The 22,929-nt window shown below is 70.7% G+C and carries 22 protein-coding genes; 11 read left to right on the top strand and 11 right to left on the bottom strand.

Annotated features, from left to right (window positions below; all coding sequences use genetic code 11):
* Positions 1-25 precede the first annotated feature (25 nt).
* Complete coding sequence (locus LDL49_RS33085) at positions 26-658, bottom strand: cysteine hydrolase family protein (RefSeq protein ID WP_225296908.1); 633 nt, start codon at positions 656-658, stop codon at positions 26-28.
* 419 nt (positions 659-1,077) lie between these two features.
* Between LDL49_RS33085 and LDL49_RS33080 the strand changes: the two genes are divergently transcribed.
* A complete protein-coding gene (locus LDL49_RS33080; RefSeq protein WP_225296906.1) occupies positions 1,078-1,896 on the top strand; it encodes a maleylpyruvate isomerase family mycothiol-dependent enzyme in 819 nt (272 codons plus the stop codon).
* Here LDL49_RS33080 and LDL49_RS33075 read toward each other — a convergent pair.
* Entirely contained in the window at positions 1,884-2,528 is a 645-nt protein-coding gene (locus LDL49_RS33075; protein ID WP_225296904.1) for a helix-turn-helix transcriptional regulator, read from the bottom strand. The genes LDL49_RS33080 and LDL49_RS33075 overlap by 13 nt on opposite strands.
* Positions 2,529-2,707: 179 nt before the next feature.
* Here LDL49_RS33075 and LDL49_RS33070 point away from each other — a divergent pair, with 179 nt between their 5' ends.
* Positions 2,708-3,124, top strand: a complete 417-nt coding sequence (locus tag LDL49_RS33070) for a nuclear transport factor 2 family protein (RefSeq protein WP_225296902.1) — start codon at positions 2,708-2,710, stop codon at positions 3,122-3,124.
* A gap of 16 nt (positions 3,125-3,140) precedes the next feature.
* On the opposite strand, the gene LDL49_RS33065 is transcribed toward LDL49_RS33070, so the two are convergent.
* The 4 genes from LDL49_RS33065 to LDL49_RS58590 all read right to left on the bottom strand — a co-directional run bounded on the left by LDL49_RS33065 (position 3,141) and on the right by LDL49_RS58590 (position 6,385).
* Positions 3,141-3,524, bottom strand: coding sequence for a hypothetical protein (locus LDL49_RS33065; RefSeq protein ID WP_225296900.1), 384 nt, complete (start codon positions 3,522-3,524; stop codon positions 3,141-3,143).
* Positions 3,525-3,724: 200 nt separating this feature from the next.
* A complete protein-coding gene (locus LDL49_RS33060) occupies positions 3,725-4,063 on the bottom strand; it encodes a VOC family protein (protein WP_308016226.1) in 339 nt (112 codons plus the stop codon).
* A gap of 277 nt (positions 4,064-4,340) precedes the next feature.
* Entirely contained in the window at positions 4,341-5,351 is a 1,011-nt protein-coding gene (locus LDL49_RS33055) for an ADP-ribosylglycohydrolase family protein (RefSeq protein WP_225296896.1), read from the bottom strand.
* Positions 5,352-5,509: 158 nt separating this feature from the next.
* Positions 5,510-6,385 (bottom strand): SpoIIE family protein phosphatase, encoded by an 876-nt coding sequence (locus tag LDL49_RS58590; RefSeq protein WP_225296894.1) that lies wholly within the window; start codon positions 6,383-6,385, stop codon positions 5,510-5,512.
* Positions 6,386-6,654: 269 nt separating this feature from the next.
* Between LDL49_RS58590 and LDL49_RS33045 the strand changes: the two genes are divergently transcribed.
* The 9 genes from LDL49_RS33045 (at position 6,655) to LDL49_RS33005 (ending at position 18,068) form a co-directional block, all read left to right on the top strand.
* Complete coding sequence (locus tag LDL49_RS33045; RefSeq protein WP_225296892.1) at positions 6,655-7,809, top strand: sensor histidine kinase; 1,155 nt, start codon at positions 6,655-6,657, stop codon at positions 7,807-7,809.
* The gene (locus LDL49_RS33040; RefSeq protein WP_225296890.1) at positions 7,806-8,924 is read left to right on the top strand and encodes a hypothetical protein; all 1,119 of its coding nucleotides are present in this window, start codon (positions 7,806-7,808) and stop codon (positions 8,922-8,924) included. The genes LDL49_RS33045 and LDL49_RS33040 overlap by 4 nt, the downstream gene beginning before the upstream one ends.
* On the top strand, positions 8,894-9,589 hold the full coding sequence (locus LDL49_RS33035) for a DNA-binding response regulator (protein ID WP_225296888.1): 696 nt from the start codon (positions 8,894-8,896) through the stop codon (positions 9,587-9,589). Before LDL49_RS33040 ends, LDL49_RS33035 begins: the two co-directional genes overlap by 31 nt.
* 55 nt (positions 9,590-9,644) lie before the next feature.
* Complete coding sequence (locus LDL49_RS33030) at positions 9,645-13,223, top strand: serine/threonine-protein kinase (protein WP_225296886.1); 3,579 nt, start codon at positions 9,645-9,647, stop codon at positions 13,221-13,223.
* A 2-nt stretch (positions 13,224-13,225) separates the two neighbouring features.
* Entirely contained in the window at positions 13,226-14,248 is a 1,023-nt protein-coding gene (locus tag LDL49_RS33025) for a hypothetical protein (protein ID WP_225296884.1), read from the top strand.
* A 125-nt stretch (positions 14,249-14,373) separates the two neighbouring features.
* On the top strand, positions 14,374-15,243 hold the full coding sequence (locus LDL49_RS33020; RefSeq protein WP_225296882.1) for an ABC transporter permease: 870 nt from the start codon (positions 14,374-14,376) through the stop codon (positions 15,241-15,243).
* A 32-nt stretch (positions 15,244-15,275) separates the two neighbouring features.
* On the top strand, positions 15,276-16,319 hold the full coding sequence (locus tag LDL49_RS33015) for a taurine ABC transporter substrate-binding protein (protein WP_225296880.1): 1,044 nt from the start codon (positions 15,276-15,278) through the stop codon (positions 16,317-16,319).
* Positions 16,303-17,136 (top strand): ABC transporter ATP-binding protein, encoded by an 834-nt coding sequence (locus LDL49_RS33010; RefSeq protein WP_225296878.1) that lies wholly within the window; start codon positions 16,303-16,305, stop codon positions 17,134-17,136. The genes LDL49_RS33015 and LDL49_RS33010 overlap by 17 nt, the downstream gene beginning before the upstream one ends.
* Positions 17,137-17,198: 62 nt before the next feature.
* On the top strand, positions 17,199-18,068 hold the full coding sequence (locus LDL49_RS33005; protein ID WP_225296876.1) for a TauD/TfdA dioxygenase family protein: 870 nt from the start codon (positions 17,199-17,201) through the stop codon (positions 18,066-18,068).
* Positions 18,069-18,295: 227 nt separating this feature from the next.
* On the opposite strand, the gene LDL49_RS33000 is transcribed toward LDL49_RS33005, so the two are convergent.
* From LDL49_RS33000 to LDL49_RS32980, 5 genes are all read right to left on the bottom strand, one after another.
* Complete coding sequence (locus LDL49_RS33000) at positions 18,296-18,538, bottom strand: hypothetical protein (protein WP_225296874.1); 243 nt, start codon at positions 18,536-18,538, stop codon at positions 18,296-18,298.
* A 93-nt stretch (positions 18,539-18,631) separates the two neighbouring features.
* Positions 18,632-19,498 carry a carbohydrate ABC transporter permease gene (locus tag LDL49_RS32995; RefSeq protein ID WP_225296872.1) on the bottom strand — a complete coding sequence of 289 codons (867 nt, stop codon included), beginning with the start codon at positions 19,496-19,498 and terminating at the stop codon, positions 18,632-18,634.
* Positions 19,495-20,376, bottom strand: coding sequence for a carbohydrate ABC transporter permease (locus LDL49_RS32990; RefSeq protein ID WP_225296871.1), 882 nt, complete (start codon positions 20,374-20,376; stop codon positions 19,495-19,497). The genes LDL49_RS32995 and LDL49_RS32990 overlap by 4 nt, the downstream gene beginning before the upstream one ends.
* Positions 20,373-21,626 (bottom strand): ABC transporter substrate-binding protein, encoded by a 1,254-nt coding sequence (locus LDL49_RS32985; protein WP_225296869.1) that lies wholly within the window; start codon positions 21,624-21,626, stop codon positions 20,373-20,375. The genes LDL49_RS32990 and LDL49_RS32985 overlap by 4 nt, the downstream gene beginning before the upstream one ends.
* The gene (locus tag LDL49_RS32980) at positions 21,619-22,881 is read right to left on the bottom strand and encodes a Gfo/Idh/MocA family protein (protein WP_308016225.1); all 1,263 of its coding nucleotides are present in this window, start codon (positions 22,879-22,881) and stop codon (positions 21,619-21,621) included. The genes LDL49_RS32985 and LDL49_RS32980 overlap by 8 nt, the downstream gene beginning before the upstream one ends.
* Between the last annotated feature and the right edge of the window lie 48 nt (positions 22,882-22,929).

Below are 22,929 nucleotides of genomic sequence, written 5' to 3'. Positions count from 1 at the left end.
ACGGTCGCGAGCACGACCCGGGGCTTCATCGAGCGGAGTGGATGGCTGTGAGGAGGTCGTCCGTCGTCACGATGGAGTGGGCGTAGGTGGGCCCGTTCAGCTCGTGAGCCGCGTGCAGCATCTCCGCCGAGAAGGCCGCGGTCGCGTCCCGGACCAAGGTCACGTGGTATCCGAGCTCCATGGCGAACCTGCCGGTCGATTCGAGGCAGGTGTTGGCGATCAGGCCGATGAGGATGACATGGGTGATGCCGTGCTGGCGGAGCAGCAGGTCGAGGTCGGTGTTGGCGAAGCCGCTCTGCGCCCAATGCTCTTTGGCGACGATGTCGTTGTCCTGCGGGACGAAATCGGGGTGGAACTCGCCACCCCAGGTGCCCTTTGCGAAGGTATGGCGTTCCTGGATCCCGCGCTGGGTGTGGTTCGGGTGCTTCCAGTCCTCGTAGTCGCCGGGCTCCCACCGCCTGTGCGGGACGATGAACACCCGGATCCCCGCGTCCCGGGCCGCCGTGACCACCGCGTGGAGATGGTCGAGGAGCCCCACGCTCTCGGCGACCTCCTTCAGCCGTGGCCAGGTCTTGCCGCCCTCGGACAAGAAGTCGTTGTAGGGATCTACCAGAAGGACGCCGGTCCGGCTGATCTCATAGGACGTGCCAGTCATCATTGCGCGGATCCTTTCGTGCCGCTCACACCCTGGTGGTCGTACCCAGGTCACGGCCTGAACTGGGCGGTGCGGTCAAAGCCTTGGCCGGGTCTGCGCCTTGGATCTCCTCCAGCGGTGAGCCGCCCGCCTGCGCGCCCACGGCGCCGAACTCCTCGGCGAAGCCGGCAACGCCTCACGACTCTCCGGCCTCCTTATCCGTCCTCCCACCTGCTTCTGAGATCGCTCGCCTTCCCGGGAGCGGCAACCCGCCTCAACGCCCTGCCCGAACCGGCCTGTCGAGCCGTTCCGAGCGGGCCAGGGCGACGATCGCCATCCGGGGCGCTCCCGCCACGAACGGTCATCCACCTGGTACGCGACCGGGCGAGGCCGCCCGGCGCCTTTCGCCCATGGCAGAACATTGTTCGGTAGTGTTGTTGTCTATGACGGACATATTCGACGACCTCAAGGCCGAGTACGAGCAGTTGGACGTCGTCCTCGCCGGTCTCACCCCCGCCGAGTGGTCCCACCCGTCGGCCGCCGAGGGCTGGACCGTCTCCGACGTGGTACTCCACCTCGCCCAGACCGAGGAACTCGCCGCCGCCTCACTCGCGGGCAACGACGTCACGATCAGGCGCGAGCCCGCCGCCGACGGCGCGCCCGGCCAGGAGTCCGGAGGCGACGCGTCCGGTCGGGAGCCCGCCAGAGGTGCCTCCGATCGGGAGCCCGGTAGAGGGGTGGATGCGGCGGCGGACGCCAGGGTGGCCGCTCAGCGGGGCATCGCCCCCGCCGATCTCCTGGCCCGCTGGCGCCGGGCCGCCTTCGCCATCCCCGCCGCCCTGCGCGCCCAGCCCAAGGGCACCCGTCTGTCCTGGGTGGCCACCCCGCTGTCCCCGGCGACCCTGGCCACCACCCGGCTGGCCGAACACTGGGCCCATGCCAACGACATCACGGCACCCCTCGGCATCCCCTACCCCGACACCTCGCGTCTGCGCCACATCGCCTGGCTCGGCCACCGCACCCTGCCGTACGCCTTCGACGTCGCGGGCGTGGAGGGTGGGCCCGTCTACTGCGAGCTGACCTCACCCGACGGCGAGCTCTGGCGCTTCGGCGACCCCGCCGCCGCCTCCACTGTCACGGGCCCCGCCGCCGACTTCTGCCGCGTCGGCGCCCACCGCCTTGCCCCCGCCGACTCAATGCTTAAGGCGACGGGCCCGTACGGCGCCCAGGCACTCGCCGTCCTGCGTAACTACGCCCTCTGATGGCTCCCGTCAGCGACTCCGCCCAGCAGCAGCGCCAGTTGGAACCGGCTGCGCGCCCCGTACTTCTCCATCAGGTCCGCGACCGTGTAGGTGATGGTGCGCCGGCTCAGGCCCAACTGCTCGGCCACCATCTGGTCGGTGCAGCCCTCGGCGAGCAGCGTCACTACGGCGCGCTCCCTGGCCGACAGCCCCGCCGGCCACCGCACCGGCTTGGCCGCCTGCCCCCACAGCCGCTGGTACATCTCGACCAGGGCGCGCACCAGCGGCTTGGCGGTGATCTGCCAGACCCCCTTCAGCGGATCCCCCGGGTCGATGGGCGTCATGACGACCGCCCGGTCGATGATGACCATCTTGGCCGGCAGGGTGGACAGGATCCGATGTTCGGCGCCAGCGGCGATCAGGCGCGCGTCATGGCTCGACGGCGCCGACCCCAGCCAGCGCGTACGCACATCCGGCGGCATCGGGAGCATCCCCAGCAGCGGGCGCTGGGACGACGCGGGAACCATGACCAGCCGCTCGCTGCGGTCGACGGAGACGATCTCGGCGAACCGGGCCACCACGGCATCGGCCCCGAACAGCGGGCACACCCCGCGCCCGGCCCGCAGCGACTGCAGCCACGCCACATCAGACATCGCCGGCCACCCCCTGACGTCCCACCCCGTGAATCCGCATCCTGCCCCAGAAAACCGAGCGGCGGCAACGCGGGGCGGACACCGTTGCGACTTTGCGCAAGAACGGGCCAGGAGTGATGCGCGCACCCCGCTGCGCCCCGCAAGGTTCCTTTCATCCACCAGTCGCGAAAGGACACCTCATGAACTACGACCTGCGAACCCTGGCCGACCGGGCCGAGCTGTACGACCTGCTGTCGCATTTGGGCCGGGCCCTGGACGAGCACCGCTTCGACGACCTGAACACCGTTCTGACGCAGGACGCCACCGGCGCGACCCGCAACGGGACCGGGTCCGGCCGCGACGTCCTGATCGCACAGATCGAGGCCGGCAACAAGGACTACGCCCGCCTGCTCCACCGGTTCAGCAGCGTGCAGATCGAGGTCGACGGCGACACCGCGACGATCCGCGCCTACATCACCGCCCTGTCCGGCCACGCCGACAGTCTCGTGCCGGCCTCCCGGCGCTACGGGCTGTCCCGCATCAAGGCCGTCCGAACGCCCGACGGTTGGCTGATCAGCGAGCTGAACGTCGAGCCGGTGTTCGTAGTGGGGCAATAACGCTGGGACCTACGACCTAGCGGACACCCATCGCCGGTAGTGGCATTGTTTGGGCGCGGTGCTGGTGGCGTCGTCGCCAGATCGACCAGCGGTGGTGGTGTCCTGGCGGGTAGAGCCTCGCGAGCGGGGCGATGGCGGCCAGGTGCGCGATCTCGTTGCGGGTCAGTGGGAGGAGGCCGGTGTCTTCGGGCAGGTCGGGCTGCTCGGCCGCGGCGACGGCAAGCACGGCGTGGGCGAGCATGACCAGCACGGCCCACCGCGCCCACGACGGGTAGCGGCGGACCTGGTGTTCATCGAGCCCTGTCAGCCCCTTTCCGGATGGGAACGAGTCCTCGATGCTCCACCTCCTCCCGGCGACCTTGATCAGTGCGGCGAGGGATGTCGGGGTCGGAGCCAGCACCGGTAGAAGACCAGTTCGTCGGTGTCGGTGTCGCACCGGATGAGCCGAGGCGACCGTCCTCGTCGCGGCCATGAACGAGCGGCTGTGACCAGCACAGCCGATGCCATGCCCTCTCCGAGGCGGCCAGCAGCTGATGAACCGCCCGACCACGCTTGAGCGCTACGGCGTCTGACGGGGGATACCTGTCAACGCCGGGGATGTCAGGAAGACGTCAGGCAGAAGGGGTGGCCAGCCGGATCCAGGAGTACCCGCCAGCGTCCGTCGCCGGGCTGATGGGCCGGTTTGGCCGCGCCGAGTTCCAGCGCCAGCTCTTCCATCGCATCGAGGTCGTCAGCGCGGAAATCCAGGTGGAACTGTTGTGGCACGTCCTGACCCGGCCACTGCGGAGCCCGGTATCCGTCAACCCTCTGGAATCCCAGATCACAGCCGGAGTCGTCCGTCAGAGCGACGAACTCGTCCGTACTGAAGAGCTCGCGCATCCCGGTCAGTGCACTGTAGAAGCCCGCCAGCACCTGCGGGTAGGCACAGTCCAAAGTCACCCCTCGCAGTACAGCGCCTGGCACCATTCGCTCCTTCGTGTCCGCGCGTCTGTCTCTGTAAGCCGCCGCTGCACGCGATGACCGGCCGCAGCCACACCGTACCCGCCGCATCCACCGCTGAAGTAGCGGTTTACCCCTGCCTCAGAGCAACGGGTGACTGTGACCGGCGCTTTCGATACACGCCTTGGGGGAGGACCGCCGCACGGTGGAGGGAACCCGGGGCGGACCGCCGCACGGCTGACGGAGTCTGGGAGGGGACCGGCGTACGGCCGACGGATCAGCTGAACGTGGCCGACAGTTCGTCGGCGAGCCTCTCGATCGTCTCCCGGCCCTCCAGCGGTCGTGACCACGCGGCCGGGAACGCCGTGGGGCCGTGCACGGCGCCCAGGAGGTTGCCGCAGACCGAGCCCGTGGAGTCGCTGTCTCCCGAGTGGTTGACCGACAGCAGCATCGCCCGCTCCACCGACGGCTCCACCAGCGCGCAGTAGACCCCGATGGCCAGCGCCTCCTCGGCCACCCAGGCCCCGCCGAGCGACTCGACCGCCTCGGGCGTGTGCTCGCCGCTGCGGGCCAGTGCGACCGCGGCGCGGAGCGCGCCGGTCGTCTCCTCGTGCCGCGGGTAAGCGGACGTCAGATCCAGGGCATCCTGTACGGCCTGCGCCAGCGGCCGCCCCGCCGCCAGGAGCGCGATGATCGCCGCGAACGCCCCGGCGGCCAGGTACCCGGTCGGATGCCCGTGGGTGATCTGCGCGCAGGCGGCGGACAGCTCGAAGGCGGCCCGAGGGTCTCTGACCGCCAGGCCGAACGGGGCCGAGCGCATGACCGTTCCGCACCCTTTGGAATCGGGGTTCACCGGGCCTGGCTCGCCGAGCGGCGCCGGGCCGGGGAAGTGCCGGTGCAGTCCCGACAGGCAGGCGTTGCCGGGTGCCCGCCGGGAGTACAGCCACCCCTCCTCGCGCAACCGGCTCGTACGGTGCGGACCGTCCGGCGGGGGAGGCGCGGGATGGTCCTGGGTGTCGAGCCAGCGCTGGTACGCCTGGCGTACCGACTCCACGGCGTCAACCGGCGTCTCGGCGCGGGTGAGGCCCTCCACCGTGAAGAGCGTCATCTGCGTGTCATCGGTGATCAGCCCACTTTTGCCACGCCAATCGGTGACATATCCGGAAATGCCGTCGTTGCCGTGTTGCTTGCGGATCTCCCTGAGCGACTGGAACTCGATCGGCGCCCCCAGCGCGTCACCGATCGCCCCACCGAGCAGGCAGCCTCGAACTCGATCCCGGAAGTCCATGAGGAGATCCTGCCACCTCCTCCCGGACAACCGGCAGACGCGCGGACGGGGGAGGGTCGGTCGGTCGGCCGACCGGATGGTCGGATGGACGGACGCGCGGGCGGGCCGGCAGGGGGCTGGCGGTTCGGCGGCGTCACTTGCGGCCGCCGCGAGACGCCTCAGGTGGTGACGAAGTCCGCTATGACCACGGTCGCGTCGTCCTTCGGCTCCACGGCGGCCATCTCGTCGAACACCCTGTCCAGGCAGGCGGCGGGCGAGGGGCCACCGGCGAAGAGCTCCGCCATCCGGGAGACCCCGAGCGCCCGGATCGCGCCGTTTGTGATGATGACGACGCGGTCACCGGGACGGAGGGAGACGGTGCCGACCTGCGGAGACAGGGCGGACGCCAGGCCCAGCCCGCACTGCGGCGAGCCGTCCCCGGAAGAGTGCGAGCCGTCTTCGTGGGAGTGCGAGCCGTCTCCGGAGGAGTGCGACGAGCCGTCCTCCAAGGAGTACGACGTCGTGAGCGGCTGTGGCCGCTCGCTCTTCGGGCAGTGCCAGATCGCGCCGTCCCCGACATGGGCGAAGCGCAGGCACGGGCCGTCCGCCGCGTCAAGGATGATCAGGTCCAGCGTGCTGACCAGGGCGGACATGGCGGGGTCACGCTGGGCGGCGGTGCGCACGGAGTGGTGCACGGCCTGGGCCCAGCCGTCCATGTCCACCTTCCGCGCCCCGCCGTACCGAGGCCGGGCCGCCACCACGGCGCCCAGGGCCACGGCGGCGGAGGTGTCGCCGCGTCGCCCGCCGCCGCTGGCCGTCGCGATCAGGCGCTCCTGGATGACGTACGCGTCGGACGGCCGGCCGCGCGAGCCCTCGTACGTACCGCCGACAGCCGTGGCCGTGCCACCGGCATCCCGGGCGGCCAGGTCCCTCGCTGACCACGGATCGCCATCACGGACAGGCAGGAGATCAGGATGGCGATCACGATGAAGGTCATGAGGTCCCCTCTCGTCGCGGTCATCGCGACACGCCCCCCGGCGGTCGTCGCGACACACGCCCCAGCAGTCGCGGTCGTCGCGACACGCGCCCCAGTACACGCTCGCGCGCGGTGATACGGCTGACGGCCGATCGGCCGTCATGCGGCGCGGCGGCCGGTGGTTCAGGGTGCTAAGGACGCGTGCATCCCGCAGAGAAGCCGGCCCGAGGAAACAGCAATGCCGACCCTTGACCCCAACCGCCGCCACGACCGGAGAAAGCCGTTCCGTTCACTTTCGGTGCGTTATCGTGAGACCCGTTTTGTGCTCCCATCGCGAGCGGACGGCGCATGGCTCACCCCGGTTCCACGAGGTACGACTCGGCGGCCAGGCAGTTGGAGCAGGCCATCGCTCGGACAGGTGCGGCCGCCCGGGTCGCCGTGGGCCTGGTGGCGGTCGTCGCCGCGGCGCTCGGGGCCGTGCCGCCGGTCTCCGTCGCGTGGCTGGTGCCGATGCTGGCGGTGGACCTCGTGTGGACGGCGCTGTTCGCCCGGCTGGTGTGGCGCAGGGAACTGCTGCCCACCTGGCTGGCCGCCGGTGACGTGGCCATCACCATCGCGTTGTGCCTCTCACAGCGCCACCTCGTGGCCAGGGAGGCGCTCGAGGACGGAGCGAGCTGGATCGCGGGGCTGGTCACGATGACCATCGTCGTCGCCGGGGTCGTCTGGCCGCCCAAGGTGGCCGTCCCCATCGGCCTGGCCGTGTCGGGGGCGTACCTGGCCGGGGCCCGGCTCGCCTCCCCTCCCCAGGACGTGAGCATCACTCTGGGGACGCACGTCGTACAGATCCTCTCGATCGTGGTGCTGATGATGCTGCTGCGCCGCTCGGCCGCCTCGGCGGACGCCTTCCTGAGGGAGAGCGCGCGCAGGGAGATCACGCTCATGGTGGAGCGGCTGCGGCGCGAGGACGAGCTGCGGCAGGTCGGCAGCATCCACGAGACGTCACTGCACACGCTGACGATGGTCGGCCTGGGCACCTACGACGAGCCCTCGCCCACCCTGCGCGGCCAGGCGGCGAGCGACCTGTCGGCGCTGGAGAAACTGCGGGACACGCCGCGCGCCGCCGCCGGTTCCATCGCCCTGGACGCCCTGCTGGACGAGGTGGCCGAGCGGGTCACGGGCCTGGAGGTCCACCGGAGCCTGACGCCGGAGACGGTGCCGGGGGAGGTCGCGGAGAGCTTCGCCCGCGCCGTCACCGAGGCGCTGGCCAACGTCGCCCGGCATTCCGGCGTACACGAAGCGGAGCTGCTCTCCAGCAGGCGCGACGGCGAGATCCGCGTGGAGGTCGCCGACGAGGGCCGGGGGTTCGACCAGGACCGGCTGCCGCCCGACCGGTTCGGGGTGCGCGGCTCGATCCTCGACACGATGCGGTCCCTGCCGAACGGCGGCGCCGAGATCTCCTCCGGCGGCCAGGGGACCCGGGTGAGCCTGTGGTGGCGGCCGTGACCGAAGAGATCGAGCAGGTCGCGCAGCGGTACGCCCGCTACACCGCGATCGGCGCCGTCATGATCGCCATGCTCTGGCACACCGGCTACGACCTCACGGTCACGATCACCGGCTGGTACGACTTCCGCTATCCGGCGGTCGCGGCGGCGGCCTGGCTCCTCTACACCGCGATCGCCGTGCTGGCCGCGGTGGCCCTGCTGCGCACCTCCAGCGGCCCGGCCCGGGGACGCGAGCTCGCCGTGCCCGTGCTGGCCCTGGACATCGCGGTGATCGTGGCCTGCTACCCCAAGGACCTGATCGGCCCCATCAACTGGGGCTGGGGCTCGGTGGGCTGGCTCGGCGTCATGCTGCTGTGGAACCGGCCGCGCGGGCGGGGCGAGCTGTTCGTCTTCCTCGCCGCCAACGCCGGCATCATGCTGGCGGCGATGGCCGTGACCGGGACGCTCGACCGTGTCTCCATCGCCAAGTACCTGATGGTCGAGGTGGGCAGCATCACCCTCCAGCTCGGTTACCTGGCCGGCTGTCACACGCTGCGCGTGCGCGCCGAGGACGCGGTGCTGCTGGCCCGCCGGCTCGCCGCCGACGACGCCTGGCGGATGTCCGCCCGGCGCATCCACGCCGACCGGCTGCGCAGGTACGACGCCATCCGCGACGTGGCCGAGTCGTTGCTGAAGCAGCTGGCCGACGGCGCCGATCCCGGCGATCCCCGCGTCCGCGCGGACTGCACCGCCGGCGCCATGCGGCTGCGCCGCCTCATCACCGAGCGGGAGGACGTGCCCGACGCGTTGGTCTCGGCGCTGCGCGAGCGCATCGACGCGGCCGAGCGGCGCCAGGTGCTGGTGACGGCGCCGCCGTTCGGCGAGAACCTGCCCGACCTGCCGGAAGGCGTACGCGAGGACCTGCTCAGAGCGCCGCTCCGGGCACTGGACGGCGCCAGGTCGCGGGCCAGGGTCACCGTATCCGCGATGTCCACCATGATGAGCGTGGCCGTCGTGGCCGACAATGACGACCTGCCCATCAGCACCACCCCGGTACACGAGCCGAGCGGCGTCGTCGTCACCTATCAGCGGCAGGGAGGGGAGTTATGGGTCAACAGCATCTGGCAGGGCCCGTGACCGTCGCCCTGGTGGAGGATCACCAGGTCGTGGTGGACGGCGTCAGGTCATGGTTCAGCCCGCCGGGCCCGGTGTGCCTGGTCGCCCAGGGGTCGACGATCGAGTCCGTCCGCGGCGTGGCCGCCGACGTGCTGATGCTCGATCTCAACCTCAACGGCACCCTGGTCGTCGACCGGGTCGCCGAGCTGTGCGGGGGCGGGCAGCGGGTCATCGTCTTCTCCGAGCACGAGGAGCCGGAGATCGTGCGCGCCGTGCTGGACGCCGGAGCCTCGGCGTTCATCGGCAAGGGACGGGCCACGCGGGAGTCCTGCCTGGAGACCATCCTGGAGGTGGCCGCCGACAAACCGAGCATGACGCCGCCGATGGCGCAGGCGATCGCGACCGACGAGGGCCCGCACCGGCCGCAGCTGTCGGACAAGGAGCGGGCCGCGCTGCTGTTCTGGTTCCAGTCGATGTCCAAGGCGTCGGTGGCGGCGCGGATGGGGATCAAGGAGCGGACCGTACGCCAGTACATCGACCGGGCCCGCGTCAAGTACGCGGCGGCGGGGCGGCCCGCGCCCACCAAGGAGAAGCTGCTCATCTGCGCCATCCAGGACGGCCTCGTCCGTCCTGACGAGGTGACCGTCTACACCTCCCTGGCCGCGCGGTCAGGAGAGGTGACCTAGGAGAGCCGTACGGGACCCCTTCTCGATGGAGTGATGCCGTTGCACCATCGAGAACATGCCCGCCCTTGTTCCCGGCGACCCGCGCCAGCTCGGTGAATACTGGCTCGCGGGCCGGCTGGGGGAGGGCGGCCAGGGTGTGGTCTACGAGGCGTACGACCCGGCCGGGCAGCGGGTGGCGATCAAGGTGCTGCACCCCGGTGCCGGGGCCGAGCTGCGGGACCGGTTCGCCAAGGAGGCCGCGGCGACCCGGCAGGTGTCGGCGTTCTGTACGGCCCGGGTGCTGTCGGTCGAGCTAGACGACCCCCGCCCGTACATCGTCAGCGAGTACGTCGGCGGCCCCAGCCTGCGCCGGGCGGTCGCGACCGCCGGGCCGTACCGGCCGGACGACCTGCACCGGCTGGCCACCGGCATCGCCACCGCGCTGACCGCGATCCACGAGGCCGGGGTGATCCACCGCGACCTGAAGCCCGACAACGTCCTGATCGGCCCCGACGGCCCGCGGGTGATCGACTTCGGGATCGCCAGGACGTCGGAGATGTCGCTCACCCCGACAGGCCAGGTCGCCGGGACGCCGGCGTTCATGGCTCCGGAGAGCGTCATCGGCCAGCGCGCGGGCCCGGCCGTCGACGTGTGGGCGTGGGGCGCCGTCGTCCTGTACGCGGCGACCGGCCGGGACCCGTTCACCGGCGAGAACCTGGCGGGGCTGCTGCACCAGATCCTCGCCGCCGCCCCCGACGTGTCCGGGCTGGCCGAGCCGCTGCGCGCCCTGGTCACGGCGGCCCTCGCCAAGGAGCCGGGCGAGCGGCCCAGCTCCCGGAGCCTGCTGCTGGCCCTGGTCGGCGGCCGGGACGTCGTCTCACGCGACAGCGGCCGGGATGTCGTCCGGAGTGACGGCGGCCGGGATGTGGTCCCGCGTGACGGTGGCGAGGATGTCGTTCCGCGTGACGGCGGCGGGACGCGGGCGCTGCTGGCCGAGGGCAGCCGGGCGGCCGACGTGATCCGGCCGCCCGCCCTGCTCGCGCAGCCGCCCTTGGAGCTGGTGGCCGAGCAGATCTACCGGCGGCTGCGCGGCACCGACCAGGCGGTCGTGCCGCAGATCATGCTGCGCCTGGTCACGCCCGGCGAGGGCGCCGAGGACATGCTGCGCAAGGTGCCGGCCGGCGAGCTCGACGACGGGGTCGTCGATTCGCCCATGCTGGACCGGGTGCTGTTCGGGTTCACCCGGGCCGAGCTGGTGGTACGCGACGGCGACACGGTGTCGCTGGCCAACGCGGCCCTGCTGCGCGCCTGGCCGCGGATGCGCGGGTGGATCGACGCCGACCGGGCGGGGCTGCGCATCCATCGCAGGCTCGGCGAGGCCGCCCAGCGGTGGGACGCGCACGGCCGCCGTACCGGCGACCTCTACCAGGGCGGCTCCCTGGAGGCCGCGCTGAGCTGGGCCGCGACGGGCCGTCAGCACGTGACGCTGAACCTCGTCGAGAACGCCTTCCTGGAGGCGGGCCTGGCCTACAGCCGGGTCCGGGCCCGTCGCCGGCGGCAGGTCATGGCCGCGTTGGCCGCCATGCTGGTCGTCGCGTTGGCCGCCACGGGCGTGGCCGCCGGGCAACGGGCGGCGGCCGTACGGGAGCGGGACATCGCGGTGGCCCGCAAGACCGCGATGCTCGCCGAGACGCTCCAGACCTCCGACCCCGTCAAGGCCATGCTGCTGAGCGTGGCGGCCTGGCGGATCGCGCCGGTTCAGGAGGCGCGGGCCGTGCTGTACAGCGCGCTGGCGCAGCGCGAGCTGACCGTGCTGCCGCCCCCCGCCGCCGGGGCGGACGCGCGGTTCGACCTCAGCGCCGGCGGCCGCGTGCTGGCGGTCGCCGACGCGGGCCGGGTGACCCTGCGCGAGGCCGGCCGGACGATCCGCACGGTCGACGGCGTGGGTACGGGCGTCCGCTTGATCGCCCTGAGCGGCGACCAGGCGAAGGTCGCGGTGTGCGGCCCCGATGACGTCCGGGTCTGGGACGTCGCCACAGGCCGCGCGGGCCCGCGCATCGCCGGGACGGCGCTCGGCGCGGTGCTCAGTCGCGACGGCCGGCTGCTCGGCCTGGCGACGGCCGAGGGCAGGGGCGAGGTCAGGGACGCCCGTACCGGCAAGCTGGTCATGGGCACGCGGGACGAGCGGATCGACCGGATCACCCTCTCCGACGACGGCCGCTACGCCGCCGCCACCTTCACCGACGCCCGCTATGAGCTGTGGGAGCTGGGCTCGGGCCGCCGGGTCAGGGGAACGGGCGGCGCGGTCGCCTTCGGTCCCGGAACGGCCGCGATCGCCACAGGCGGCGAGATCCGGCTGTGGGACCTGACCAGACGGCGGTTCCGTCCGGACTCGCTCGTCGACGGCATCACGGCGGCCTGGCTGTCCTTCAGCACGGACGGGCGGCTGCTCATCTCGTACGACCGCACGGCCCTCGCCATCTGGGACGTCGCGACCGGCGATCCGATCCTGCACTACCCGCTGACCGACACCTCCGGCATGCCCTCGGCCCGGCTCGACACCGGGCACACGCGGCTCAGCTACCTGCTGGGCAGGGGCGCGGTGGCGGTGCTCGACCTCACCTCGGGCGTCCATATGGCCGGCGCGGCGGCCGCCGCGGCGTTCGACCCCGCGGGACGGGTCGCCGCGCTGCAGACGCGCGGCGGCCTGGTGCTGTGGGACGTCCCGGCCGGCCGGTCACTGGGTACGCTCGGCCACCGCAATCCCTCCGCCGCCGACCCCGACACCGCGGAAGACGCTGACACCGCGGAGGACGCCGGCGGCGCGTACGCCCTCGCGTTCAGCCCCGACGGCCGGACGCTGGCGGCCGGATCGGCCGGGACGACCACGGTGACCTTGTGGGATGTGGCGAGCCGGACCGAGGTCGCCCGCCTGCCGGTGGGCGGCCGCCAGTACATCGACGGCCTGGCCTTCAGCCCCGACGGACGCACCCTGGCTGTGTCCCCCGCAGAGGGCAGGGCCGAACTGTGGGACGTCCGCAGCCCCCGGCGGCTCGCGGCCCTGCCGAGGGACGGGTTCGACGCGATGGCCTTCCGGCCCGACGGGAAGACCCTGGCGATCGGCGGCAGCGACGCCGCCCTCATCGACCTCCCCGCCGGGAACGTCATCCGCGACCGGCCGTTCGGCGGCAGCGTCGACGGGGCCAGATCGCTGGCCTACGCCCCGGACGGCGCGACGATCGCGGTCGGCTTCCGCCAACTCGGCGTCGACCTGTGGGACGGGCTCGGCCGCCGTCAGCTGGGGCGGCTGGCGCCGGGGCGCGGCGAGTTCGACACGGTCATGGCGATCGCCTTCCAGCCGGGCGGCGCCATCCTGGCCACCGGCGGGAGCAGCGGCCGCGTCCAGCTGTGGGACGTGGCGGCCCGTACATCTCTGGGCGACCCGTTCAAGGCGCACGCCGGCGGCGTGCTGGCCCTGGGATTCTCCGCCGACGGCCGGCAACTGCGCAGCATCGCGACGGACGGCACCATCCACGCCATCCCTGTCGACCCCGCCCTGGCCGTGGCCCGGATCTGCGCCCGCGCGGGCGCCGACCTGACCCCGGCCGAGTGGGACAGGTTCATCCCCGAGATCCCCTTCAGAGAGGTGTGCTGACCATGGCGACCCTGAGGACCACCCCGCGCACGATCCTTTGGAAGCTGCTGCGCGACGACGGGATCATCGAGTCGGCCGACATCACGCCGGTCCCGGTGATCTCCGGAGCGCCGCTGGTCGTCGAGGTCGCGACCGCCGGCGTACGCCGCCTCGACGGTTTCCTGCACGGCCCCGGCGGGGAGCGGGAAAGGCTCGCGTTCGAACACGTCGAGAGCGGCGAGGCCGGCGACCTGTGGCGGGCGGAGGCCGTGGTGATGGCCGTGGGGATCTGGCGGGCGCGGGTCAGCGCGCGCGGTGACGCCGTGGAGGACACTTTCACGGTGGCGACCGAGGCGGAGGCGGGCGCGGTGACGCGGATCGACGGCTTCCGCCTCGCTCCCGATCCGGTGCCCGAGGGCGACGAGCTGACCTTCACCGGTGTCCTGCGAGCGGACGCCGCGGGAGTCGGTGGCCGGCCGATCCTGCTGGAGTTCCGCGCCGACGACGAGTTCGCGTGGACCGTGATCACCCGTACGGAGACGGGGGAGGACGGGGAGTTCACCGCGGTCGCCATCGCCCAGAACTCCGGCTTCTGGCGAGCGGAGTTCCCCGGCTCCGGGACACCCGGCTCCGGCTCGCACGATTCCGGGACGCCGGGTTCCGGGCCGCCCGGCACGGGGAGAGGGCGGTTCGCCGATGCCGAGGCGCTGCGCGGCTCGCGCAGCGCCCAGCAGCACTCGGAGGTGGAGAAGAACGGCCTTTACCAGGTGTCCCACACGGTCAGTGGCCAGTCGGTCCGGAAGAACGCGACCGTCCGGCACACCGGCACGGTGAAGAAGCGCGACAGCGTCAACGACCCCTGGAGCACGCTCAACAACGAGACGGCCCAGCTGTTCTTCAACGGATCCAGCACCAACCACAAGAATGTCACCAAGGGCAAGGGCAAGTACGTGATCAAGGCCAAGGCGGCGAGCAGCGGCACGTGGGGGGTGAAGATCTCCAGCTCCGCGAACGAGTTCGCGGAGATCAGGGTGACCGTCAGCTGACGGTCACCCTCGGCTGACGGGCTCGGCCATCCCCCTATGACGGCTTACGTGGACGGCCCGCTTGCAAAAAACCTTCTAAATTGGTAGGAAATACATGTGAATAGCCGCCGCGCGGAGCGATCGTCATGACCGCTCCCTCTCCTGCCGCCACCCTCGTGGACGGCCACGCCGTCCCGCCGGGTGAGAGACCCCCGGACAAGCCGGTGCCGCGCCGTCGGGCGGGCCGGCGGTTCGCGGTGCGGGCCCTCGCCGTCCTCGCGCTGCTCGGTCTGTGGCAGGTGGTCGCCGTTGCAGCCGACAACCCCTCCTTCATCCCGGCGCCGAAAGAGGTGTGGGACCGGCTCCTGCTGCTGTCCACGACGCACGACGGCATCCGCGGCTACAGCGGCAGCCTGCTCATCGAGCACCTCGGGGTGAGCCTGCGCCGCATCCTCATCGGCTCCGCGATCGGCGTGGCGGGCGGGCTCGTCCTGGGGGTCGTCCTCGGTACGGTGCCCTGGATCCGCGTCGTGGCAGAGCCGGCGGTCACGTTCGTACGGGCGCTGCCGCCGCTGGCGTACTTCAGCCTGCTCATCATCTGGTTCGGCATCGACGAGACGCCCAAGCTGTGGCTGCTGGCCATCGCGGCGCTGCCGCCGGTCGCGGTGGCCACCGCCGCGGCCGTGCACGGCGCGCCGACGGACCTGGTCGAAGCGGCCAAGGCGCTGGGCGCCTCGCGATGGCATGTCATCCAGGACGTGGTGCTGCCCAACGCGCTGCCGGAGATCTTCACCGGTGTCCGGCTGGCCGTCGGCATCGCGTACTCCTCCGTGGTCGCCGCGGAGACCGTCAACGGGGTGCCGGGCATCGGCGGCATGGTCAGGGACGCCCAGCGCTACCTGCAGACCGACGTTGTGGTTCTGGGGCTGGTCGCCATCGGCGTCTCGGGCCTGCTCATCGACGGCCTCCTGCGTGCCGCCGAGAAACGGCTCATCCCCTGGAGGGGACGTTCTTGATCATCCGCCACAGCCCCGTAAGGAAGCGTGCCATGTCACGACCGCGTCTCACAGCCCTGCTCTCCGTCGTACTGATCGCAGCCCTGGCCGGCTGCGGCAACGGGACCGCGTCCGCGGGAGGCGGCGGCGGGAAGAAGGCCAAGACCATCCGCATCGCCTACCAGGCCTTTCCCAGCGGCGACCTCATCGTGAAGAACAAGAAATGGCTGGAGCAGGCACTTCCCGGCTACAGCATCCAATGGACCAAGTTCGACTCCGGCGCCAGCATCAACACCGCCTTCGTGGCCAAGAGCGTCGACATCGCCGCCATCGGCTCGAGCCCGGTCGCGCGTGGGCTGTCGGCTCCGTTGAACATCCCGTACCAGGTGGCGTTCGTGCTGGACGTGGCCGGTGACAACGAGGCCCTGGTCGCCCGGAACGGGAGCGGCGTCTCGGCGGTCAAGGACCTGCGCGGCAAGAAGGTCGCCACCCCCTTCGCCTCCACCGCCCACTACAGCCTGCTGTCGGCGCTGAGCCAGGCGGGCGTGGCCGAGTCGGAGGTGAACCTCATCGACCTCGAACCACAGGACATCCTGGCCTCCTGGACGCGCGGTGACATCGACGCCGCCTACACCTGGCTGCCGAGCCTGAAGGAGCTGAAGAAGAGCGGCAAGACCCTGATCAGCAGCCGCCGGCTGGCCACGGCGGGCAAGCCCACGCTGGACCTCGGCGTGGTCTCCACCGCCTTCGTCCAGGCGCACCCGGACGCGGTCGATGCCTGGCGCAAGGTCGAGGCCAAGGCGCTGCAGCTGATCGCCGACGATCCCGACGCGGCGGCCCAGTCCGTGGCCGCCGAGCTGAACCTGGCCAAGGACGATGCCAAGGACCAGCTCAGCCAGGGAGTCTTCCTCAAACCCGCCGACCTGGCGGCCGCCGAATGGCTGGGCACGCCGAGCAAGGTCGGCGGGCTGGCACAGAACCTGGTCGCCGCCGCGCGGTTCCTCAAGGACCAGCAGAAGATCGACGCCGTACCCGACCTCGCGACCGTGCAGCAGGCCATCTACACCAAGGGGCTGCCCGATGTCCTCGCCCCCTGACGCCATCAGCGCGGCCGCCGTGCGGGCGAACACTGCGAATGGTGCGAACGGTGCGGCCGCCGTCCACGCGCATGAGGTCGAGCACGTGTACGGCACGGGCGCCGACGCCGTGACCGCCCTGGGGCCCATCTCGCTCGAAGTCCCGCAGGGCTCGTTCCTCGTGATCGTCGGTGCGTCCGGCTGCGGCAAGAGCACCCTGCTGCGGCTGATCGCCGGCTTCGAGCAGCCCACCTCCGGCACCGTACGGACCGGTGGCGAGCGGCCCGTGCCCGGCAGGGGCGCCGGCATCGTCTTCCAGCAACCCCGGTTGTTCCCCTGGAAGAGCGTGGGCGGCAACGTCGAGCTGGCCCTGCGGTACGCGGGCGTGCCCCGTGAGGAGCGCGCCCGCCACGTCCCCGAACTCCTGCGACGCGTGGGCCTGGACAACGTCGCGCACCGCCGGATCTGGCAGCTGTCCGGCGGCCAGCGGCAACGCGTCGCCATCGCCCGGGCGATGGCGAGCGACAACCCGCTCCTGCTGCTCGACGAGCCGTTCGCCGCGCTGGACGCGCTCACCCGCGAGCGGCTCCAAGAGGACCTGCGCCGGGTGAGCGCCCAGACCGGCCGCACGTCGGTGTTCGTCACGCACAGCGTCGAGGAGGCGGTGTTCCTGGGCAGCCGCGTCGTGGTGCTCACCAGGAGACCCGGCCGGATCGCCCTCGACCTGGACATCCCCTTGCCGCGCACCGGCCTGGAGCCCGACGAGCTGCGCGCCCTGCCCGAATACGCCGCTTTGCGGGCCACGGTCAGCCAGGCCGTACGCACTGCCGCCGCCTGACACTTCAGAGCCCCGTGACACCCCAGAGCCGTCGCCTGACACCCCAGAGGAGAGCGATCCACATGTCCCCCCGAACCGCCACAAGGCTCACCCTGAACCCCCTCGGACCCCACTTCGGCGCCCAAGTCGAAGGGCTGGACCTGGCCGACGCCGGCGACGACGACCTGGTCGCCGTGCGAGCCGCGCTCACCGAGAGGAAGGTGCTCTTCTTCAGCGGGCAGCGTCTCGACGACGACGGCCAGGTGGCCCTCGGCCGGCGGCTCGGTGAGCTGACCGCCTCCCACCCCGTCGTCGGCGGCGTGGACGAGGCGCACCCGGAGATCTACGCGCTCGACAGCACCGACAACGGCTTCGCCGACATCTGGCACACCGACGTCACCTTCATGCCCCGCCCGCCGCTCGGCTCCATCCTGCGCGCCGTCATCCTGCCGCCGACCGGCGGCGACACGAGCTGGGCCGACAGCCAGCTCGCCTACGACTCCCTGTCCGCCCCCGTCCGCGACCTGGCCGACCAGCTCACCGCGGTGCACGACGGCAACCGAGAGTTCGGCTACTACCTGGCCCAGCGCCGCGGCGGCAAGGGCAGCGTCTGGGACGGCGACGTCGTCACCCGGCTGGATCCGGTGGAGCACCCCGTCGTCCGCGTCCACCCGGAGACCGGCCGCAAGGGCATCTTCGTCAACCCGGGCTTCACCTCGCACATCGTCGGCGTCTCGGAGGCCGAGAGCCGCGGCATCCTGGACCTGCTCTACGCCCACCTCACCAAGCCCGAGCACATCATCCGCCACCGCTGGAGCGCCGGCGACATCGCCATGTGGGACAACCGCAGCACCGCTCACTACGCCAACCGCGACTACGGCACCGCCCACCGCGTCATGCACCGCATCACCCTGCGCGGCGACCTCCCCGTGGGGCCGAGGAGCCGCGTCTAGCGCGGTGCCCACGACCGCTTGCCGGATATCCGTTCTTCCGCTCCCCCGAGGGGCGGGCGTCCTAAGGGTCCTCTGCCACGTCGGGCCGTCTTCTTATGCTCCCCTGAGGGGGCATCCCTCCAGAAAGACCCCAGCCACCACAGGACCTCTCGTTCCTCAAGCAGGTCCGGCGCCGCGATCAAGGGCAGGGGTTCTGTCGTCGCGTGGGTTGCGATGCGAGTTCGCGGCTACCGGGCGTGCGACGTCGGACCGTCGTGCGCGGGCCGGTCGCGGATCTGCAGGAGGGAGCCCACGTGGTCCAATTCCAGGTGGATGATCTCGTTAGTGCCCGTTTCGAGCAGGGGTGCCGGGACGTACAGGGTCTGCTGAGGTCCTTGCTTCCAGTAGCGGCCCAGCAGGAAGCCGTTGATCCAGACATATCCCTTGCCCCAGCCGGGCAGCGCCAGGAACGCGTCACCGGGCTCGGCCACCTCCACGTGGTGCGGAAGATGACAGCACCCTGAACTCCGCGCCGTCCAGCCGGAATGAGCCGCCATCGACGGAGAAGGCACGCATCTCGCCGATCACCTGCTGATTCCGGCGGTCATGCCGTCGACGATGCGGCGGCCCAGCCAGATGTAGAGCACGATCATGGGGTAGACCAGGATCACGATGCCTGCAAACATGCCGCCCCAGTCGGAGCTGTACTGCATGCTGCTGTACAGACCGAGGAGCGCGGCGGGCAGGTTGCGCTCCTCGGGGAGAGGCGCGATCAGCAGGGCGAGCAGAGTCTCGTTCCACAGGCCCATGACGTTGAGCACCAGCACGGTGGTCAGGCCCGGCCTGGCGACGGGCACGATGACCTGGATGAACGCGCGGAGCGGGCCCGCGCCGTCGATCTCGGCCGCCTCCTCGATCTCGTGCGGCAGCGAGCGCATGTACCCGGTGAGCACGAACACCGCGAAGGGCACCGACAGCGCCACCTGGAAGACCAGCAAGGTGATGCGGTTGTCCCACCAGCCGGTGACCCAGTCCTCCATGAAGCTGTAGACCGACAGTTTGATCACCACGATCGGCACCAGGATCGTCTGGATCGGGATGCTCAGCCCTATCGCGAAGTAGTTGATCGCGTGGCCGGCGACGCGTCGGCTCGAGCGGGCCAGCACATAGGCGGCCGGGGCGGACACGGCCACGATCATCGCGGATCCGAACAGGGTCAGCACCACGCTGTTCATGGCCGCGGCGGAGAACTCCGCCGCCTGCCACGCCGAGCTGAAATTGTCCCAGCGCAGGGTCTTCGGCAGGCCGAACGGGTCCAGCCATACCTCTCCCGAATCCTTCAGCGACTGGATGCCCACCCACCCGACCAGGGCGAGGTTAAAAGCCACCCAGGCCCACAAGGCGATGGCCGTGGCCCGGGGCAGCAGGATGTCCCCGATCAGACGTCTCATGACAGCTCCACTCGGTCACGTCTGGTGATGCGCCGGGTCAGCACGATCAGTACGGCCGTTACAAGGAGTGTCATCACGCCCATGGCGGCCGCGCTTCCGAGGTCCGGCAGGCCGGCGCCCTTCACCACGATGTACTGCTGCACCGCGATCGTGCGGGCGGGGATCGGCGGTGCGGCAGCGGTTCCCGCGGTGGTGAAGGCCAGCACGATGTCGAAGATCTTCAGGCTGCCGACCACCCAGAGTACGGCGGCGACAGCGAAGACGTCCCAGGTCAACGGCAGCGTGATGTGCCGGAACTGCTCCCATTTGGTGGCCCCGATGAGCTGGGCGTCCTCATACACGTGGGTCGGGATGGCGTCGGCCGCCGACATCATCAGCGCGACGTAGAAGCCGGTGCTCGACCAGACCAGGCCGCCCACGATGCAGCGGAACACCATGTCGGGGCCGAGCCAGGGCTGCGGGTCCAGGCCGATCCACTCGAGCACGGTGTTGACCGCGCCCTCGGGGTTGAGCAGGAAGCCCACCGCCGCGCCGATCGCGATGATCGAGATCACCATCGGCAGGAAGACGACGGCCCGGATGAAGGCCCGCCCCTTGAGTTGCCTGAGCACGACCATGGCCAGGAAGGTAGAGCCGAAGATCAGGATCCCGCCGACGGTCGCCATCACGAAGGTGTTGGTGAAGGCCGTGGTGAAGACCTCGTTGTGCAGCAGCGCCACGTAGTTGTCCAGCCCACGCCAGGTCATCTCCGAGCCGGGTCCCGACCATTTGGTGAAGCCGACCCAGATCCCGAACAGTGACGGCGCGACGAACAGCAGGGTGTAGACCAGGAGCGCGGGCAGCAGAAAGGGCCAGAAGGCCCGTTCATAGGTTTTCATCCGGTCGCCAGGTGCTCGGCCGTGCGCTTCTTGCCCTCGCGGACGAACGTGGCCGCGTCGATCTTGCCGGACAGGAGCTTGTCGCTCAGGGGCAGGAACATATCGCCCCACCAGGTCTTGTCGGCGCCCGCGTAGTCGTAGCTCAGGTGCGTCTCTTTGGCCTCCAGCACCGCCTTCTGCACGTCCGCCATGTGCGGGGGCGCGGGCACGTCGCCGCGCGAGGAGATGTTCAGCGCCACGGTGGAGAACTGCTCCATGTACTTCTTCTGCAGCGCGAAAGCCAGGAACTTCTTGGCCGTGGCGACGTTCTTGCCCTTGGCGTTCACGCCCCAGCCGAGGGTTCCCACCTCGATGGACTTCTTACCGCCGGTGGGGATCTGGAACGAGGCGACCTTGAAGCCGGGAGCCAGCTGGGGCTGGACCTCGCTGGCCAGCCAGGTGCCGTTGAGGTTCAGGTCGTACTTGTCCTGCGCCCAGGCGTTCTGTGCGGCGGGGAACTTGGTCGCCATGAAGTCCCGCTGGAAGTAGCCGCCCTTGGCGAGCTGCTCGACCTTCTTCGCCGCGTCGAGCACCTGGGGCTTGTCCCAGTTGGCCGGGTCCTTGGCCAGCTCGGCGAGGCTCCCCGCGCCGTTGGCACCCACCAGCAGGCTGTAGAACCAGTACACGTTGTAGAAGGCGATGGTGCCGTCCTGACCGATCGGGGTACGGCCGGCCTTCTTGGACTCGTCGAGGAAGGCGATGAACTCCTCCCAGGTCTGCGGGTTCAGCCCGGGGTGCTTGGCCGCGTTGTACCAGACGGCGGTGGAGATGATCGTGTGCGGGAGGAAGGCCAGGCCGTTCTTGCCGGAGGAGGCCCGCCGTACCGGCTCGGGGAGCACCTCCTTGACCGTCTTGCCCTCGCCGGGGACCCGCGCGTTCTCCACGTCGTCCATCGGGCCGACGATCTGCTGGGCGGTCAGCGTGTCGATGTCGCCGGTGGTGGTGTCGAACAGGTCGGGGCCCTGGCCGGAGGCCATCTCGGCGTTGAGGTTCTCGTTGCCGGTGCGGCCGACGAACTTCACGTCGACCTTGGTGCCGGTCTCCTTGGCGAAATCGTCGAAGATCGTCTTAATGATCTTCGACTGGGGTTCCGCCGCGCCCCAGGACGAGCGGTAGGACAGTGACTGCTGGGCGGGTTCGCCGCTGTTCTTCTTGCCGCAGGCGGCCAGGCCGAGGGCACCGATCAGCAGGACAGCCGTTAATTTACGCATGGTGGGGGGCCTTTCCTATCGAAACGACGGTTCGGGTGTGTCTGGCCTGTTCGGCGGCCCAGACCACCCTGTGAGTGGCGAGGCTGGCCTGCGCGTCGGTCGGGATCAGGGCCGGGTTGTTGTCGCGTACGGCGGCGACGAACGCTTCCAGCAGTGCCCCGTCACCCCCTCCGTGCCCCGAGGCGGCTGAGGCGCCCCCGGTGGCGAGGGTGTCGATCACCGATACCTCGTTGGTGAGGAAGTCGTGGACGCGGAGCGTCTCGCCGTCGCCCTCGATCGAGCCGTGCGTGCCGAAGACCCTGGTCTTCCTGTGCTCGAGCGCGCCGAACGCGGTCACGGTGCAGGTGGCGCTCGTGCCGTCGGCGAACTCCATGATCACCACCTGGCTGTCCACCACGTCGTTGTCGCAGGCGTAGACGCACCTGCCGTACGGGCCCTCGCGCAGGGCTGTGAGCACGCCGTCCTCGGTGAAGTCGCGGGTGACGGCGCCGAGTGGCCAGTAGTGCCGGGCCGGCTCGGCGAGGCACTCCATGTACAACCGTCTGGCCGAGTAGGGGCAGGTGGGTTCTATCGAGCAGTCCAGGCACCGATCGGCGGCACCGGCGGGCCTGCTCTCCTTGGTGAAGTGGACGAGCTTGCCGAAGGAGGAGACGCGCTCGGGCACCTCGCCCTTGATGTGCACGATCCAGTCAAGATCATGGCACGCTTTGGCGAGGAGCATCGGGGCCGACTCGGCCTCGTTCCGCCAGTTCCCCCTGACGAAGGAGTGTGCCTGGTGCCACCAGCCGACCTGCTCCAGGTGCTGGATGTTCATGATCTGGCCGATCCTGCCCTCGTCGAGGAGCGCCTTGAGCCTGGTGGTGTAGGGCGCGTAGCGCATCACATGGCAGACCGCCAGGATCACGCCACTGCGGTCGGCGGCCGCGGCGATGGCCGCGGCGTCCTCCTCCGTCGGCGCCATCGGCTTTTCCAGCAGGATGTGGTAGCCCAACTCGGCCGCGCGTACGGTCGGTTGGAGGTGCAGGCGGTCCTGCGTGGCCACGATCACCGCGTCGGCCAGCCGCTCGCCGGCCAGCAGGTCCCTCCAGTCGGCGAAAACGCGCTCGGCCGGGATGCCGTGCTCGGCCGCGAAGGTCGCCCGCCTGTCCTGGTCGGGCTCGGCGACGGCCACGACCTCGGCCAGTCCGCCTTCGCGTGCCAGCCGGGCATAACCGGTGCCGCGCAGGCCCGCTCCGATCACGGCAAGAGTGAGCATCCGCATCCCCCAAGGGCTGTACATTACTAATGAAGGTTGTTTTTATTT

Origin of the sequence: Nonomuraea aurantiaca (assembly GCF_020215705.1) — a bacterium.
GTDB lineage: Bacteria > Actinomycetota > Actinomycetes > Streptosporangiales > Streptosporangiaceae > Nonomuraea > Nonomuraea aurantiaca.
The sequence above is the reverse complement of the archived record's forward strand: the minus strand, read 5'-3'. Positions and strand labels throughout refer to the sequence as shown.

Excerpts from the sequence above, each read along its gene's own strand:
- LDL49_RS33085 (WP_225296908.1), bottom strand. The coding sequence starts at position 658 with ATGATGACTGGCACGTCCTATGAGATCAGCCGGACCGGCGTCCTTCTG.
- LDL49_RS33080 (WP_225296906.1), top strand. The coding sequence starts at position 1,078 with ATGACGGACATATTCGACGACCTCAAGGCCGAGTACGAGCAGTTGGAC.
- LDL49_RS33075 (WP_225296904.1), bottom strand. The coding sequence starts at position 2,528 with ATGTCTGATGTGGCGTGGCTGCAGTCGCTGCGGGCCGGGCGCGGGGTG.
- LDL49_RS33070 (WP_225296902.1), top strand. The coding sequence starts at position 2,708 with ATGAACTACGACCTGCGAACCCTGGCCGACCGGGCCGAGCTGTACGAC.
- LDL49_RS33055 (WP_225296896.1), bottom strand. The coding sequence starts at position 5,351 with ATGGACTTCCGGGATCGAGTTCGAGGCTGCCTGCTCGGTGGGGCGATC.
- LDL49_RS33045 (WP_225296892.1), top strand. The coding sequence starts at position 6,655 with ATGGCTCACCCCGGTTCCACGAGGTACGACTCGGCGGCCAGGCAGTTG.
- LDL49_RS33035 (WP_225296888.1), top strand. The coding sequence starts at position 8,894 with ATGGGTCAACAGCATCTGGCAGGGCCCGTGACCGTCGCCCTGGTGGAG.
- LDL49_RS33030 (WP_225296886.1), top strand. The coding sequence starts at position 9,645 with ATGCCCGCCCTTGTTCCCGGCGACCCGCGCCAGCTCGGTGAATACTGG.
- LDL49_RS33025 (WP_225296884.1), top strand. The coding sequence starts at position 13,226 with ATGGCGACCCTGAGGACCACCCCGCGCACGATCCTTTGGAAGCTGCTG.
- LDL49_RS33020 (WP_225296882.1), top strand. The coding sequence starts at position 14,374 with ATGACCGCTCCCTCTCCTGCCGCCACCCTCGTGGACGGCCACGCCGTC.
- LDL49_RS33015 (WP_225296880.1), top strand. The coding sequence starts at position 15,276 with ATGTCACGACCGCGTCTCACAGCCCTGCTCTCCGTCGTACTGATCGCA.
- LDL49_RS33010 (WP_225296878.1), top strand. The coding sequence starts at position 16,303 with ATGTCCTCGCCCCCTGACGCCATCAGCGCGGCCGCCGTGCGGGCGAAC.
- LDL49_RS33005 (WP_225296876.1), top strand. The coding sequence starts at position 17,199 with ATGTCCCCCCGAACCGCCACAAGGCTCACCCTGAACCCCCTCGGACCC.
- LDL49_RS32995 (WP_225296872.1), bottom strand. The coding sequence starts at position 19,498 with ATGAGACGTCTGATCGGGGACATCCTGCTGCCCCGGGCCACGGCCATC.
- LDL49_RS32990 (WP_225296871.1), bottom strand. The coding sequence starts at position 20,376 with ATGAAAACCTATGAACGGGCCTTCTGGCCCTTTCTGCTGCCCGCGCTC.
- LDL49_RS32985 (WP_225296869.1), bottom strand. The coding sequence starts at position 21,626 with ATGCGTAAATTAACGGCTGTCCTGCTGATCGGTGCCCTCGGCCTGGCC.
- LDL49_RS32980 (WP_308016225.1), bottom strand. The coding sequence starts at position 22,881 with ATGCTCACTCTTGCCGTGATCGGAGCGGGCCTGCGCGGCACCGGTTAT.